Here is a 15,412-nt window from a genome sequence, read left to right as displayed (position 1 = left end):
GATGCCCGGCAGGGCACTAGAAGACCGACTCCGCCTCGTACATCCGGTCCGCCGGGACCGTCTTCAGCTCGGTCACCGCCTGGGCCAGCGGCACCATGACGATGTCGGTGCCGCGCAGCGCGGTCATCCGGCCGAACTCGCCGCGGTGGGCGGCCTCCACGGCCTGCCAGCCGAAGCGGGTGGCGAGCACCCTGTCGTAGGCGGTGGGGACGCCGCCGCGCTGCACATGGCCGAGGATGACCGGCTTGGCCTCCTTGCCCAGGCGCCGCTCCAGCTCGTAGGCGAGCGCGGTGCCGATGCCCTGGAACCGCTCGTGCCCGAACTGGTCTATGGCGCCCTTGCCGTAGTCCATGGTGCCCTCGGCCGGGTGGGCGCCCTCGGCGACGCAGATGACGGCGAACTTCTTGCCGCGCGCGAAGCGCTCCTCGACCATCTTGACCAGGTCGGCCGGGTCGAAGGGCCGCTCGGGCAGGCAGATGCCGTGGGCACCGGCGGCCATGCCGGACTCCAGGGCGATCCATCCCGCGTGGCGTCCCATGACCTCGACGACCATCACCCGCTGGTGGGACTCGGCGGTGGTCTTGAGCCGGTCCATCGCCTCGGTGGCGACACCGACGGCGGTGTCGAAGCCGAAGGTGCGGTCGGTGGAGGAGATGTCGTTGTCGATCGTCTTCGGCACCCCCACCACCGGCAGCCCGGCGTCGCTCAGCATCCGGGCGGCGGTGAGGGTGCCCTCCCCGCCGATCGGGACGAGGGCGTCGATGCCGAAGTCGCGGGCGATGTCGGCGGCGGTCTCGCACGCCTCGCGCAGCCGGTCGCGCTCCAGCCGGGAGGAGCCGAGGATGGTGCCGCCGCGGGCGAGGATGCCGCTGACGGCGTCGAGGTCGAGGGTGCGGTAGCGGCCGTCGAGCAGCCCCGCGTACCCGTCCTCGAAGCCGATGACCTCGTCGCCGTACGTGGTGACCGCCCGGTGGACGACCGACCGGATCACGGCGTTCAGGCCGGGGCAGTCGCCGCCTGCGGTGAGAACTCCGATGCGCATCGTGCTGTGTCTCCTGCTCGCTGTCGGTCCCGTGGGCCGGGTCGATTCTTTCATGCCGGAGAACGATGCCTTTTATGTCCCGAAATGACCCGATCGAGTCCACCCCACGCCGACCGGCCCAGGCCGACTTGACGGGCGCCTTATCCACCGGACGGGGTATTGTCAAGAGGGTTCTACTCCCCTTGGTGGGTGATTTTCGTACGGGTGTCACCCGGGCGGAGCGGCCCGTTCACACTCAGGCCACCGACAGACGAAACGGAGAGCACGCGTGACCCGCAGCGTGTACGTGACCGGCATCGACCGCGGCGACGGCCGCCAGGTGGTCGAACTGGGGGTGATGGAGCTGCTCACCCGGCAGGTCGACCGGGTCGGCGTCTTCCGGCCGCTCGTCCACCACAGCCCCGACCGCCTCTTCGAACTGCTGCGCGCCCGCTACCGGCTCTCCCAGGACCCGGCCACCGTCTACGGCATGGACTACCAGGAGGCGTCCACCCTCCAGGCCGAGCGCGGCACCGACGAGCTGGTCGCCACCATGGTCGAGCGGTTCCACGTGGTGGCCCGCGAGTACGACGTCGTCCTGGTCCTCGGCACCGACTTCGCCGACACCCAGCTGCCGGACGAGCTGTCCCTCAACGCGCGGCTCGCCAACGAGTTCGGGGCGTCCGTCGTCCCGGTGGTCGGCGGCCGCGGCCAGAGCGCCGAGTCGGTGCGCGCCGAGACCCACAACGCCTACCGCGCCTACGCCGGGCTCGGCTGCGACGTCATCGCCATGGTGACCAACCGGGTCGCCCCCGAGGACCGCGACGAGATCGCCCGGCTGCTCGCCGCCAAGCCCCCGGTGCCCTGCTACGTGGTGCCCGACGACCCTGCCCTGGCCGCCCCGACCGTCTCCCAGATCGGCCAGGCGCTCGGCGCGAAGGTCGTCCTCGGCGACGACTCCGGGCTCGCCAGGGACGCCCTGGACTTCGTCTTCGGCGGGGCGATGCTGCCGAACTTCCTCAGTGCCCTGACCCCGGGCTGCCTGGTCGTCACCCCGGGCGACCGCGCCGACCTGGTCGTCGGCTCGCTGGCCGCGCACAGCGCGGGCACCCCGCCGATCGCCGGGGTGCTGCTCACCCTGGGCGAGGTCCCGAGCGACGGCGTCCTCACCCTCGCCGCCCGCCTCGCGCCCGGCACCCCGGTGCTCTCCGCGCCCGGCAACAGCTTCGTCACCGCCACCGAACTCTTCTCCCTGGAGGGAAAGCTGAACGCGGCCACGCCCCGCAAGGCGGAGACCGCGCTCGGCCTCTTCGAACGGCACGTCGACACCACCGAGCTGCTGGAACGGGTCTCCGCGCCGAGCACCGACCGCGTCACGCCGATGATGTTCGAGCACAAGCTGCTGGAGCAGGCCCGCTCCGACCGGCGCCGGGTGGTGCTCCCCGAGGGCACCGAGGAGCGCGTGCTGCACGCCGCCGAGGTGCTGCTGCGCCGCGGGGTCTGCGACCTCACGCTGCTCGGCCCGGTCGACCGCATCCGCAAGACCGCCGCCGACCTCGGCATCGACCTGGGCGACAGCGAGCTGATCGACCCGGCCACCAGCGAGCTGCGCGACACCTTCGCCGAGAAGTACGCGGCGCTGCGCGCCCACAAGGGCGTCACGGTCGAGCTGGCATACGACGTCGTCTCCGACGTCAACTACTTCGGCACCCTGATGGTGCAGGAGGGCCTGGCCGACGGCATGGTCTCCGGGTCCGTGCACTCCACGGCCGCGACCATCAGGCCCGCCTTCGAGATCATCAAGACCAAGCCGGACGCCGCCATAGTCTCCTCGGTCTTCTTCATGTGCCTGGCCGACAAGGTCCTGGTCTACGGCGACTGCGCGGTGAACCCGGACCCGGACGCCGAGCAGCTCGCCGACATCGCCATCCAGGCGGCGGCCACCGCCGAGCAGTTCGGGGTGGAGCCGCGGATCGCGATGCTCTCCTACTCGACCGGCACCTCCGGCTCGGGCGCCGACGTCGACAAGGTGCGCGAGGCGACCGCGCTGGTCCGCTCCCGCCGGCCCGACCTGCGGATCGAGGGACCGATCCAGTACGACGCGGCCGTCGAGCCGTCGGTCGCCGCGACCAAGCTGCCGGGCTCCGAGGTCGCGGGCCAGGCCAGCGTGCTGATCTTCCCGGACCTCAACACCGGCAACAACACCTACAAGGCCGTGCAGCGGTCGGCGGGCGCGATAGCCGTCGGGCCTGTCCTCCAGGGCCTGCGCAAGCCGGTCAACGACCTGTCCAGGGGCGCCCTCGTCCAGGACATCGTCAACACGGTCGCCATCACGGCCGTCCAGGCCCAGAACCCGAACCCCGCCGTCCAGGCCCAGCTCCCCACCGAGAAGGCAACCGCCCCGTGAGCCCCACCCGCGTCCTCGTCCTCAACTCCGGCTCCTCGTCGCTGAAGTACCAGCTGCTCGACATGCGCGACCGCGCCCGGCTCGCGACGGGCCTGGTGGAGCGGATCGGCGAGGCCACCTCGCGGCTGCGGCACACCCCGCCCGCCGGGGGCACCCTCCGGGAGCGGACCGCGCCGATCGCCGACCACGAGGCGGCCCTGAAGTGCGTCGCCGAGGAGCTGGCCGCGGACGGCCTCGGCCTCGACTCCCCCGAGCTGGCCGCGATCGGGCACCGGGTGGTGCACGGCGGCAAGCGGTTCACCGAGCCGACCGTGGTCGACGACGCCGTCCTCGCCGAGATCGAGCGGCTGATCCCGGTCGCCCCGCTGCACAACCCGGCCAACCTCACCGGCATCCGCACCGCACAGGCACTCCGCCCCGACCTGCCCCAGGTCGCCGTCTTCGACACCGCGTTCCACACCACGATGCCGGAGTCGGCGGCCCGGTACGCGATCGACGTGCGGACCGCCGACGAGCACCGGGTCCGCCGCTACGGCTTCCACGGCACCTCCCACGCCTACGTCTCCCGGGAGACCGCGCGGCTGCTCGGGAAGGCGCCCGAGGACGTCAACGTCATCGTGCTGCACCTCGGCAACGGCGCGTCCGCGTCGGCCGTGCGGGGCGGGCGGTGCGTGGACACCTCGATGGGGCTCACCCCGCTGGAGGGACTGGTGATGGGCACCCGCTCCGGTGACACCGATCCGGCCGTCATCTTCCATTTGGCGCGGGTTGGCGGAATGTCCATCGACGAAATCGACACTCTTCTCAACAAGAGGAGCGGGCTGGTCGGTCTCTGCGGCGACAACGACATGCGGGAGATTCGCCGCCGGGTCGACGAGGGCGACGAGGCGGCCGCCCTCGCCTTCGACATCTACATTCACCGGCTCAAGAAGTACATCGGCGCCTATTACGCCGTGCTCGGTACGGTGGACGCGATCGCGTTCACGGCCGGGGTCGGCGAGAACGCGGCACCGGTCCGCGCGGCGGCCGTCGCGGGCCTGGAGACCCTGGGCCTGGCGGTGGACGAGGCGCTGAACACCGTACGCGGGGACGCGCCGCGGCTGATCTCGCCCGCGGACGCCCGGGTCAAGGTCGCGGTGGTGCCGACCGACGAAGAACTGGAAATCGCGACGCAGACCTACGCACTGGTCGAAAACAGCAACTGAGCGCCCGCGCGCCCATTTGTATCTTCCGCCAGACGGAATATTCCGTAGCGAAACAAACCGATAGGATCGCCCCATGCGCCGTTCGAAAATCGTCTGTACTCTCGGCCCCGCGGTCGACTCCCACGAAATGCTGGTCTCGATGATCGAGGCCGGAATGAACGTGGCCCGGTTCAACTTCAGCCACGGCACCCACGCCGAGCACCAGGCGCGGTACGACCGCGTCCGCGCCGCGGCCAAGGAGACCGGCCGGGCCATCGGCGTCCTCGCCGACCTCCAGGGCCCGAAGATCCGCCTGGAGACCTTCGCCGAGGGCCCGGTCGAGCTGGAGCGCGGTGACGAGTTCGTCATCACCACCGAGGACGTCCCCGGCGACAAGCACATCTGCGGCACGACCTACAAGGGCCTGCCCGCCGACGTCTCCCGCGGCGACCAGGTGCTGATCAACGACGGCAACGTCGAGCTGAAGGTCACCGGCGTCGAGGGCCCCCGGGTCCGGACGATCGTCATCGAGGGCGGTGTCGTCTCCGACCACAAGGGCATCAACCTGCCCGGCGCGGCCGTCAACGTGCCGGCGCTCTCCGAGAAGGACGTCGAGGACCTGCGGTTCGCGCTGCGCATGGGCTGCGACCTGGTCGCGCTCTCCTTCGTGCGGGACGCGAGCGACGTGGCCGACGTCCACAAGGTGATGGACGACGAGGGCCGCCGGGTCCCGGTCATCGCCAAGGTGGAGAAGCCGCAGGCGGTCGAGAACATGGAGGACGTCGTCATGGCGTTCGACGGTGTGATGGTCGCCCGCGGCGACCTCGCCGTCGAGTACCCGCTGGAGCGGGTCCCCATGGTGCAGAAGCGCCTGATCGAGCTGTGCCGGCGCAACGCGAAGCCGGTGATCGTGGCGACCCAGATGATGGAGTCGATGATCACCAACTCCCGTCCGACCCGCGCCGAGGCCTCCGACGTGGCCAACGCGATCCTGGACGGCGCGGACGCGGTCATGCTGTCGGCGGAGTCCTCGGTCGGCGCCTACCCGGTCGAGACCGTCAAGACGATGTCGAAGATCGTCGTCGCGGCCGAGGAGGAGCTGCTCGGCAAGGGCCTCCAGCCGCTGGTCCCCGGCAAGAAGCCGCGCACCCAGGGCGGTTCGGTCGCGCGTGCCGCGTGCGAGATCGCGGACTTCCTCGGCGCCCGCGGCCTGGTGGCCTTCACCCAGTCCGGTGACACGGCCCGGCGGCTCTCCCGCTACCGCGCGGCCCAGCCGATCATCGCCTTCACCACGGACGAGAACACCCGCAACCAGCTCTCGCTGAGCTGGGGCGTGGAGTCGCACGTCGTCCCGTTCGTGAACAGCACCGACGAGATGGTCGACCTGGTGGACCAGGAGATCGTCAAGCTCAACCGCTTCAACCCGGGCGAGGTCGTCATCATCACGGCCGGTTCCCCGCCCGGGGTCCCCGGCACCACCAACATGGTCCGGGTCCACCACCTGGGCAGCGTCGACGCGGACTGACCGTCCCCGTACGGCAGTTGCCGGACGCACTGAGGGCGCCCCCCGCGGACGGGGGGCGCCCTCAGCCTGTGCGGCTCCCGGACGGGCTGGTGGGACCGGCTCAGCCGGTCGCGTACTGGTGCAGTCCCGGCACGTGCAGCTCGCCGCCGAACTGGGCGGCCTGCACGACCTTCGCGTTGGTGAAGTAGATCAGCGGGATGTTCAGCGGCGGCGGGCTGTCCGGGCTGAAGGTCACCGGGATCAGACCGAAGAGGTTCCCCGAGATGCTCTCGGTGTACATCGTGGTGTCGCCGTTGCGGATGGTGGAGGTCGATCCCTTGGCGGCCTGCACGTGGTAGGTCTTCCCCGACTGGCTGTCCAGGACCGTCTGGTGCAGGTCCCCGATGTCGGTGCCGCCGGAGATGACGTACTTGAGCACCTTCTTCTTGACCCCGCTCGCCGTCCGCACCTCGACGACGCCCTGGTAGTCGGCGCTCTTGAGCAGCAGCGAGCTGGCGTCCAGGTGCCAGGGGTCGTCCGACACCGGCACCTTGTTGTCGACGCCGCCCTCGTCGTCCGTGGCGGCCGGACAGCCGTCCGCCGCCTCGGAGGCGCTCGCCGACGGGCTCGGGGTGGCGGCGGAGGTAGCCTCGTCGGCCGCCTTCCCGGCGGCGTCGGCGGTGTCCTTCGCCGCGTCGCCCGTCGTGCCCGCCGTGTCCTTCGCGGCCCGCCCGGCGTCCTCGACCGTCCCGGAGACCGTGTCGGTGACCTTGTCGGCCGCCTTCCCCGCGGTCTTCTCCGCGGCCTTCTCCGCCGCGTCGGAGGCGTCCTCGTCCGCCGGGGCCGAGGCCGAGGCGGACGGCGAGGGAGCGGCCTCCTGGGCGGTGCCCGAGGCGCCGCCGGTGAGGATGCCGGAGACGACGTCGCCTATGGTGCCCAGCAGCCCGCCGCCGCCCGCCGACGCGGAGGCCGAGGGGGTCGCCGCCCCGCCCGCCGCACCGCCCGCCGCGGACGCGCTTTCGGAGGGTGACGGGGTCGGCTCGGCCTTGTCGTCGGAACCTGAATCCGGCGAAGAGGTCGTGTCGTCCGAGCCCGACGGCTCCTTGTCGTCGTCCTTCGGCGCGGCCGTGCTGGCGCTCGGCGAGGGCGTCTTCGTGTCGTCCGCCTTGGGGGAGGCGGTCGACGAGGCGGACGGCGACGGCGAGGCCGAGGAGCCGTCGAGGGCCGCGACGCAGTCCTTGTACTCCTCCGCGCTGAGGCTCTTGGCGGGCGCCGGGGTGGAACCGGCGCTGTCCGCGAGGGCGAGCGAGGACGTGAAGCCCATCCCCACGAGGACGGCCGTCGGCATCGCCGCCATGGCTATCGCCTTGCCCGCCGGCATGTGGAACCTGGTGAACAGCGGCTTCTTGGGTGCCGCGTGGCGCGGCCCGGTTCTCACACGGGACGCGTCCACGTCAGTCCCGTGGGTCACCTCGTCAGCCGGCACTGTGCCTCCCGTTCGCCCCGTTGGCGGGGCTCGTTCCTGACAGATCGTCCGGCGTGCCCGGACCGCGTGTGTCCTTGTCGAACGTGAGCCCGTCGGGGGTGTCGTCGCCGGCGACGGGGGCCGGCCTGTGCGGTTCCTCCTGCTCCGGGCTGCCCGGGACCCAGGAGACGGCCATCGCCCCGCCGACCATGGCCAGCAGGAAGCCGACGACGAAGCCGCCGAAGTTGGAGACGGGCAGGGACACCAGGGCGAGCAGGATCGCGGCGACTCCCGCGAAGGTGCGCACGTGCCGCTGGTACCAGAGGCTGACGCCCAGAACGACCAGCAGCACACCGATGATCAGGGACCCGGCACCCGCGGTGGTCGCCATCGCCAGCGTGAGGTGGCCGATCTGCAGGTGCGCGTACGGGAAGTACATGATCGGAAAGCCACTGAGCAAGACGAACAGACCGGCCCAGAACGGACGGGTGCCCCGCCAGGCGCGGAACTGCTGCCTGCGGCGAGCGAACTGGTCGGCTGCGGCGGCAGGGGTCTCGGCGCTCATGGAAAACAGCTCCCTGGTGCGGTGTTGCCGTGGTGGTGATGTGTGCCGCGTGTGAAGCACGGCGGGAGAGTGGAAGGGCGGGGGCGCCACCGGCTCCCCCGCCCGTCACCGAGTGCTCAGTAGCACTCGTGGGTGCCCGTCGACAGGGACATCTTCAGGCCGCTGAGCTTGAAGGTTCCGGCGGTGGTCGCCCACGCCGTCTGCTTCACGTTCTTCAGGACGGCACGGTCGGCCTCCTGCGCGAACCCGTTCGGGTTCGACTGCTCGTTCCCGCCCTTCATGCCGGGACCCTTGGTCGAGTCCTTGGCCGCCACACCGATGTTGATGTTGGTGAACGTCGCGTCCGTCTCCAGATCGGCGACATCGATGTAGAGGTTGGACGCCTCGACCGGCTTGTCCTCGCCGGCCTTCAGGGTGAGGCTGACCGACCCGAGCAGCGGGATGCCCGGGGTGACCACCGACTGACACATGTTCTGGATCGTCGCGGACTTGAACGCCGAGACGGCGACGGGGTGAACCGTCTTGTCACCGGCGAGCGTGTAGCCCTGGTCGAGCGCCCCGTACTGGACGAATCCCGTGCCGTCGAGCTGGTTCGCCGTCACCTTGAACGACTGGCCCGACACGCTGAACGACGCGGCGAGAGCACCCTGCGCAAGGGCGACACCTATCGCGGCCGTAGCGGCGACGCTGGGCACCATGACCACAGCGAACCGCTTCCATCTGGTCCCGCCACGCACCTGGGACTCCATATTTCCTCCTTCTCGGACGTACATCTCCTGACCCGACTGCCCCCGAAGGCGGCTCAGCCGGGCAGGGATGGGAGAAGTGCTACGTCCTCGGTCAGGAGAGCGCCCGTACTCGGAGGCGCGAACCGCGCACCGATCACCGGCGATCGCCCCCGAGCGACAACCACTGGTCGCGCCTGACGCACATCACGCACAACCCTGCCGGACAGGCTCCGCCGGACGGGCGAAGACCCCCCTGTCCAAGAGCCGGCACCCGGGGCGCCGACCCTGCTCGGTGGGGACCCAGGAACTCCCGCGACCCGACGGGCTGCCGGGGAGCGGGAACGGACCGAGCGTCGCCGATCGTGGTGCATTCTCGCCGCCCGCACAAGGGGGTTCGTTACTGGCTAGTAACGGCCGGATAACCACCGGGCGACCCATAGGTCCCGGCCGACTGCGCAGGGTGCCGCAGAACGCGGCAGCGAAAGGGCGTATTCCCGGACAGAATCTGACAGTTCGGCAGCCATAACTTACTGCCAGTAACAGCGGCCGCGATTACCAAGTTTTGGTAAAGCGCGGCCGCGTGACAGTCCGTCGGCGGATTTTTCACCCCGGCATCACATGCCGTCGCGTTTAACGACTGGTCAGAACCGGCCCCGCGCCCCGCTCAGAACAGCGCCCGCGCGAGCGCCCGGCGCGCGGTCGCCACCCGCGGGTCCTCGGCACCGACGACCTCGAACAGCTCCAGCAGCCGCAGGCGGACGGTGTCGCGGTCGTCGCCGGCCGTGCGGCGCACGGTGTCGATGAGCCGCCCGAAGGCGTCCTCCACGTGCCCGCCGACCAGATCGAGGTCGGCCGCGGCGATCTGCGCGGAGACGTCCGACGGCGCGGACGCGGCCTCCTGGCGCACCCGCTGCGGGTCGAGACCCTCCACCCGCTGGAGCAACTCGGCCTGCGCGAGGCCGAGTTTGGCCTCCGGGTTGCCCGGGTCGTCGTTCAGCACGTTCCGGTACGCCTGCACCGCGCCCGCGAGGTCCCCGGCGTCCAGGGCCCGCACGGCGGCTTCGAGCAGCGCGTCGTAGGGCCCGACCGGGATCTCGTCGGCCGTCCGGTCGCCCGGCTCCGCGTCGGGGTCGACGGCCAGGCCGGTCAGCCCGAAGCGCTCCTCGGCCACCTGCACGAGCTGGTCGAGGGTCTGGCGGATCTGCTCCTCGCCCGCCGCGCCCTGGAAGAGCGGGAGCGCCTGCCCGGCCACCACGGCGAAGACCGCCGGGATGCCCTGGACGCCGAACTGCTGCATCAGCATCTGGTTGGCGTCGACGTCGATCTTGGCGAGCAGGAAGCGGCCGGCGTACTCGACGGCGAGCCGTTCGAGGACCGGCGAGAGCTGCTTGCAGGGCTGGCACCACTCGGCCCAGAAGTCGATGACGACGGGCACCTCGGTGGAGCGCTGCAGGACGTCGCGGTCGAACCCGGCCTCGTCGACGTCGATGACGAGGTCGGCCGGTGAGACGGCACCGGGGCCGCCGCCGTGCCGGGCGGCTTCGGCGCGAGCCTGCTCCGCCTTCGCCTTGGCCTCCTGGGCCGCCTTCACCGCGGCGAGGTCGACGACCCCGCTCATGGACATGTTCCGTGGCTGCATGCGTCTATCCTCCCCCGATCCCGCGCGTGAGTGAAAAGCGTCCCGCGAGCAGGTCCCCACCTGCCCCGGCGCCCGCCACCCTTGGACGGCCCGGGGTCCCCACCCCGCGCCCAGTGGTTTCGCTACGACTCGTAGCGTAAGGGCAGGGAGGGCCTCCGGAACAGCTCCCCCCGGTGATCTCCCTCACGGCCACACGAAACCGCCGCATCCCTCCAACGGCCCGCCACGCGCCCGGGTTCCACCCCTCGGCGCGGCGGGCCCCGGCCGATATCGTCGGGGGATGCAGAGCCGCATCCCCGCCCGGCGGGCCACGGGACGTCCGCGCAGCGCCGCCGCCGACGCCGCGATCCTGGCCGCCACCCGGGAGGCGCTGGTCGAACTGGGCTGGTCCAAGCTGACCCTGGTGGACGTCGCCTGCCGGGCCGGGGTCGCCAAGACGACCCTCTACCGGCGCTGGGCGGGCAAGAACGAACTGGTCGTGGACGCCGTCGCGGAACTCTTCGACGCGCTGCGGCTGCCCGACCGCGGCTCGCTCGCCGCCGACGTGGAGGGCGTGGTGCTGCAGTTCGCGGCCATCCTGGCCCGCCCGGAGGCCAGGAGCGGGCTGATGGCGGTGGTCGCGGAGTCCACCCGGGACGAGGCGCTGCGCGACCGCATCCGCGCGTCGATCGTGGACCGCCAGAAGCGGCTGGTCCTCGAAGGCCGCTCGCGCGCCCAGGCGCGCGGTGAACTCCCCGCCGAGACCGACCCCGAGGCGACGGCCCGCACGGTCGACCTCATCTTCGACGTGGTGGCGGGCGCGGTGGTGCACCGCACCCTGGTCAGCGCGGAACCCGCGGACGAGGAGTGGGTCCGCGGGTTCACCCGGGTGCTGCTGCTGGGCCTGGCGGGCGCGGTGGGCCCGGCCTGAGCGCGCGCCGCCGGGCCGGTCAGAACCCGGCGGGCTCGGTGTACACCCCCCACTCGTCCCGCAGGACCCCGCAGATCTCGCCGAGGGTGGCCTCCGCGCGGACGGCGTCCAGCATCGGGGCGATCATGTTGGCGCCGGAGCGGGCCGCGGCCAGCATGGCGTCCAGGGCGGCGCGCACCGCGGGTTCGTCGCGGGCGGCCCGCCGGTCGGCGAGGGCGCGCACCTGGTCGCGCTCCACCTCGTGGCTGACCCGCAGGATCTCCAGGTCGCCGGTGACGGACCCGGTGTGCGCGTTGACCCCGACGACCCGCTTGTCGCCCTTCTCCAGGGACCGCTGGTAGCGGAAGGCCGACTCGGCGATCTCGCCGGTGAACCAGCCGTCCTCGATGCCGCGCAGGATGCCGGAGGTGACCGGGCCGATGGGGTGCTGTCCGTCCGGGTGGGCGCGCAGTCCGCGCTCCTTGATCTGCTCGAAGATCTTCTCGGCGTCGGCCTCGATCCGGTCGGTGAGCTGCTCGACGTACCAGGAGCCGCCGAGCGGGTCGGCGACGTTGGCGACGCCGGTCTCCTCCATCAGGACCTGCTGGGTGCGCAGCGCGATCTCGGCGGCCTGTTCGCTGGGCAGGGCGAGGGTCTCGTCGAGGGCGTTGGTGTGCAGCGAGTTGGTGCCGCCGAGCACCGCGGCGAGCGCCTCGACGGCGGTCCTGACGACGTTGTTGTAGGGCTGCTGCGCGGTGAGCGAGACGCCCGCGGTCTGGGTGTGGAAGCGCAGCCACAGGGCCTTGTCGGTGGTGGCGCCGTAGACGTCCCGCATCCAGCGGGCCCAGATCCGGCGGGCGGCGCGGAACTTGGCGATCTCCTCGAAGAAGTCGACGTGGGCGTCGAAGAAGAAGGAGAGTCCGGAGGCGAAGACGTCGACGTCGAGGCCGCGGCTGAGGCCCAGCTCGACGTAGCCGAAGCCGTCGGCGAGGGTGTAGGCCAGCTCCTGCGCGGCCGTCGCCCCGGCCTCGCGGATGTGGTACCCGGAGACGGAGAGCGGCTTGTAGGCGGGGATGCCGCCGGCGCAGTACTCCATGAGGTCGCCGATGAGGCGCAGGTGCGGCTCGGGCTGGAAGAGCCACTCCTTCTGGGCGATGTACTCCTTGAAGATGTCGGTCTGGAGGGTGCCGTTGAGGACGGCGGGGTCGACGCCCTGGCGTTCGGCGGCGACGAGGTACATGCAGAAGACCGGCACCGCGGGGCCGCTGATCGTCATGGAGGTGGTGACGTCCCCGAGCGGGATGTCCCGGAACAGCACCTCCATGTCGGCGGCGGAGTCGATGGCGACGCCGCAGTGCCCGACCTCGCCGAGCGCGCGCCCGTCGTCGGAGTCGCGGCCCATGAGGGTCGGCATGTCGAAGGCGACGGAGAGACCTCCGCCGCCGTTGGCGAGGATCATCTTGTAGCGCTCGTTGGTCTGCTCGGCGTTGCCGAACCCGGCGAACTGCCGGATCGTCCAGGTCCGCCCGCGGTACCCGGTGGCGTGCAGGCCGCGGGTGTAGGGGTACTCCCCCGGCCACCCGATCCGCTCGAACCCGGCGTAGGCGTCTCCGGGCCGGGGCCCGTAGACGGGCTCCACGGAGTCTCCGGAGAGCGTGGTGAAGTCGGCCTCGCGCGTGCGCGCGGCGTCGTACCGGGCCTGCCACCGTCGGCGGCCCTCCTCGATGGCGTCAGCGTCCATGCCTCCGAATTTACTAGGACGTCCTAGTAAATGTCGATGGCTGACCGCCGTACGTGTGCCGTACGGCGGTGGGGGTCAGGCCCCGGCGACGGCCTGGGGCTGCTCGGCGACCTTCGCGTCCAGCTCGCGGCTGATCCTCCGCTCGACGAAGAACGCGGCCGTGGGGACCGTCCCGGCGAGGAGGACCCAGACCTGCTTGCCGACCGGCCACTTCGCCTTGGAGCCCAGGTCGAAGGCGAAGACCAGGTAGAGGACGTAGAGCCAGCCGTGCGCGATGCCCACGACGCGGGTGAAGCCGTCGGCGCCGTCCAGCTCCAGGAGGTACTTGGCGATCACGCCCAGGGTGAGGGCGATCAGCAGCACACCGGTGACGTAGGCCATGACGCGGTAGCGGGTCAGCACGCTCTTCTTCATGCCGTCGAGCGTAACGACCCGTTCGGGGGGATCTTGCCCCGGGTCGCCTCCCCCGCGCCCCCTCACTCCTCGCGGAAATCGCTGGCCGCCACCCGCAGGGGCCGCAGGATCGCGAAGAGTTCCGCGCACTCCTCGGCGTCGTAGGCGCTCAGGCCGAAGTCCATCGCCATCAGGTCCGCGGTCGCCGCGTCGACCACCTCGCGGCCCTTGTCGGTGACGGTGGCCAGGGTGCCGCGGCCGTCGTTGGGGTTCGGGCGCTTGGCGACCAGGCCCGACCTGACCAGGCGGTCGACGGTGTTCGTGACCGAGGTGGGGTGCACCATCAGCCGCTCGCCGATCTTCGACATCGGGAGTTCGCCCGCCTTGGAGAAGGTGAGCAGCACCAGCGCCTCGTACCGGGCGAACGTCAGCCCGTACGGTTTCACCACCGCGTCCACCTCGGCGAGCAGGATCTGCTGCGCGCGCATGATCGAGGTGATGGCGGCCATGGAGGGCACGCTTCCCCACCGCTGTTTCCACAGCTCGTCGGCGCGGGCGATGGGGTCGAAGGGGAGACTGAGCGGTTTCGGCACGGCATCACACCCTACCCGGCGGTCACATGCCGGTCAGCCCCGTCTCGCCCTTCGGTCGGGTGCGGACCGCCTCCCGGGCCAGGAGCAGGCAGCAGACGGTGCCGAGCAGCCCGGCGCCGGCCACGGTCGCCGTCACCCCGGCGAACTCGGCGGCCGCCCCGGCCAGCGCCATGCCCGCGCCCTGGATGGTCATCAGGCCCGCGGTGAGCACCGTCATGGCCCGGCCGCGCAGCTCGTCGGGGACCTCGCGCACGAACCACTGGTCGAGGCCCAGGGTGTAGGCCGATCCGGCGCCCGCGAGCATCAGCAGGAGCAGCGAGACCACGAGTCCGGGGCGGAGCGCGAAGCCCAGGTAGGGCAGCAGGGTCGCGCAGACCAGCGGGAGGGCGGCGCGTTCGCGGGCGGCGGGGCGCAGCCGGGCGCCCGCGAACAGCTCGCCCGCGATGGTGCCGACCGGCAGCGCGCACATCAGCAGGCCGAGACCGGCGGAGCCGACGCCCAGGTCGTCGGCGTAGGGCGCGGCGAGCGCCTCCGGGGTGACGGCGAACATCGCCGGGGCCCAGAAGAGGAGGAGCAGGCAGCGCACCCGCCGGTCGGCGAGGACCTGCCGGGTGCCGCGCAGTCCGTCGCGGACCAGCGGGCCGCCGGTCGCGGCGCGGGCGGGCCTGCGCCGGGTGCCGCAGCGCAGCAGCAGCGCCGAGGCGCAGAAGGTGGCGACGGTGATGAGCAGGGCGTGCCGCGGGGCGACCGCCACGAGCAGCAGTCCGCCGAGTCCGTAGCCGACGAGCAGCGCGCTCTGCGAGACGATCCGGATCAGTGAGCGCCCCAGGACGAAGAGGTCGCCGTCGCCGAGGATGTCGGTGAGGGTGGCCATCCGGGTCCCCTGGAAGACCGGCGAGACGACGGCGACCCCGCAGCGCAGGGCGAGCAGCACGGCGACGTGGGTGCCGGAGACCGTCATCAGGGCGACGCACGCGGCGCAGACCAGGTCGCACACCACCAGCACCCGGCGGGCCGGGAACCGGTCGGCGACCCCGGCCAGCAGGGTGCCGCCGACGAGGTAGGGCAGGAAGCCGAGGGCGAAGGTGAGCGCGCTCAGCAGGGGTGAGCCGGTGAGGTCGTAGACCAGGACGGACAGGGCGATCTCGCTGATGACGACGCCCAGCAGGGAGAGCGCGTGGGCGGCGAAGACGGCGCGGAACTCGGGGACGGCGAAGACCCGGCCGTAGCCGCTCGCCCGGGTGCTCTGGGTGGGGATCACTGACATGGCACGAGCCTGTGCG

General features: G+C 71.6%; 13 protein-coding genes. 4 read left to right on the top strand and 9 right to left on the bottom strand.

Annotated elements, in window-relative coordinates:
- Positions 1 to 16: 16 nt before the first annotated feature.
- The gene (locus GA0115242_RS05405; RefSeq protein ID WP_093825052.1) at positions 17 to 1,042 is read right to left on the bottom strand and encodes an ATP-dependent 6-phosphofructokinase; all 1,026 of its coding nucleotides are present in this window, start codon (positions 1,040 to 1,042) and stop codon (positions 17 to 19) included.
- Between the two features lie 268 nt (positions 1,043 to 1,310).
- Here GA0115242_RS05405 and pta point away from each other — a divergent pair, with 268 nt between their 5' ends.
- From pta to pyk, 3 genes are all read left to right on the top strand, one after another.
- Positions 1,311 to 3,428, top strand: coding sequence for a phosphate acetyltransferase (pta, locus tag GA0115242_RS05400; RefSeq protein ID WP_093825050.1), 2,118 nt, complete (start codon positions 1,311 to 1,313; stop codon positions 3,426 to 3,428).
- Positions 3,425 to 4,633, top strand: a complete 1,209-nt coding sequence (locus GA0115242_RS05395) for an acetate kinase (RefSeq protein WP_093825049.1) — start codon at positions 3,425 to 3,427, stop codon at positions 4,631 to 4,633. The genes pta and GA0115242_RS05395 overlap by 4 nt, the downstream gene beginning before the upstream one ends.
- 73 nt (positions 4,634 to 4,706) lie before the next feature.
- On the top strand, positions 4,707 to 6,137 hold the full coding sequence (pyk, locus tag GA0115242_RS05390) for a pyruvate kinase (RefSeq protein WP_093825046.1): 1,431 nt from the start codon (positions 4,707 to 4,709) through the stop codon (positions 6,135 to 6,137).
- 100 nt (positions 6,138 to 6,237) lie between these two features.
- Here pyk and GA0115242_RS05385 read toward each other — a convergent pair whose 3' ends face one another.
- The 4 genes from GA0115242_RS05385 to GA0115242_RS05365 all read right to left on the bottom strand — a co-directional run bounded on the left by GA0115242_RS05385 (position 6,238) and on the right by GA0115242_RS05365 (position 10,513).
- On the bottom strand, positions 6,238 to 7,602 hold the full coding sequence (locus GA0115242_RS05385) for a hypothetical protein (protein ID WP_093825044.1): 1,365 nt from the start codon (positions 7,600 to 7,602) through the stop codon (positions 6,238 to 6,240).
- Positions 7,592 to 8,146, bottom strand: a complete 555-nt coding sequence (locus GA0115242_RS05380; RefSeq protein WP_093825042.1) for a DUF6114 domain-containing protein — start codon at positions 8,144 to 8,146, stop codon at positions 7,592 to 7,594. Before GA0115242_RS05380 ends, GA0115242_RS05385 begins: the two co-directional genes overlap by 11 nt.
- A gap of 116 nt (positions 8,147 to 8,262) precedes the next feature.
- Positions 8,263 to 8,895, bottom strand: coding sequence for a DUF6230 family protein (locus tag GA0115242_RS05375; RefSeq protein ID WP_093825040.1), 633 nt, complete (start codon positions 8,893 to 8,895; stop codon positions 8,263 to 8,265).
- 643 nt (positions 8,896 to 9,538) lie between these two features.
- Positions 9,539 to 10,513 (bottom strand): tetratricopeptide repeat protein, encoded by a 975-nt coding sequence (locus GA0115242_RS05365; RefSeq protein ID WP_093825038.1) that lies wholly within the window; start codon positions 10,511 to 10,513, stop codon positions 9,539 to 9,541.
- A gap of 280 nt (positions 10,514 to 10,793) precedes the next feature.
- Between GA0115242_RS05365 and GA0115242_RS05360 the strand changes: the two genes are divergently transcribed.
- Complete coding sequence (locus tag GA0115242_RS05360; RefSeq protein ID WP_093825037.1) at positions 10,794 to 11,423, top strand: TetR/AcrR family transcriptional regulator; 630 nt, start codon at positions 10,794 to 10,796, stop codon at positions 11,421 to 11,423.
- Positions 11,424 to 11,442: 19 nt separating this feature from the next.
- Here GA0115242_RS05360 and GA0115242_RS05355 read toward each other — a convergent pair whose 3' ends face one another.
- The 4 genes from GA0115242_RS05355 to GA0115242_RS05340 all read right to left on the bottom strand — a co-directional run bounded on the left by GA0115242_RS05355 (position 11,443) and on the right by GA0115242_RS05340 (position 15,396).
- On the bottom strand, positions 11,443 to 13,143 hold the full coding sequence (locus GA0115242_RS05355; protein WP_093825035.1) for an acyl-CoA mutase large subunit family protein: 1,701 nt from the start codon (positions 13,141 to 13,143) through the stop codon (positions 11,443 to 11,445).
- Positions 13,144 to 13,218: 75 nt separating this feature from the next.
- Positions 13,219 to 13,557 carry a DUF3817 domain-containing protein gene (locus GA0115242_RS05350; RefSeq protein ID WP_093825032.1) on the bottom strand — a complete coding sequence of 113 codons (339 nt, stop codon included), beginning with the start codon at positions 13,555 to 13,557 and terminating at the stop codon, positions 13,219 to 13,221.
- Between the two features lie 62 nt (positions 13,558 to 13,619).
- Entirely contained in the window at positions 13,620 to 14,129 is a 510-nt protein-coding gene (locus GA0115242_RS05345) for a MarR family winged helix-turn-helix transcriptional regulator (RefSeq protein WP_093825029.1), read from the bottom strand.
- Between the two features lie 22 nt (positions 14,130 to 14,151).
- The gene (locus GA0115242_RS05340; protein ID WP_093825027.1) at positions 14,152 to 15,396 is read right to left on the bottom strand and encodes an MFS transporter; all 1,245 of its coding nucleotides are present in this window, start codon (positions 15,394 to 15,396) and stop codon (positions 14,152 to 14,154) included.
- Positions 15,397 to 15,412: the final 16 nt, after the last annotated feature.

The organism is Streptomyces sp. SolWspMP-5a-2 (genome assembly GCF_900091845.1).
Classification (GTDB): Bacteria; Actinomycetota; Actinomycetes; order Streptomycetales; family Streptomycetaceae; genus Streptomyces; species Streptomyces doudnae.
The sequence above is the reverse complement of the archived record's forward strand: the minus strand, read 5'-3'. Positions and strand labels throughout refer to the sequence as shown.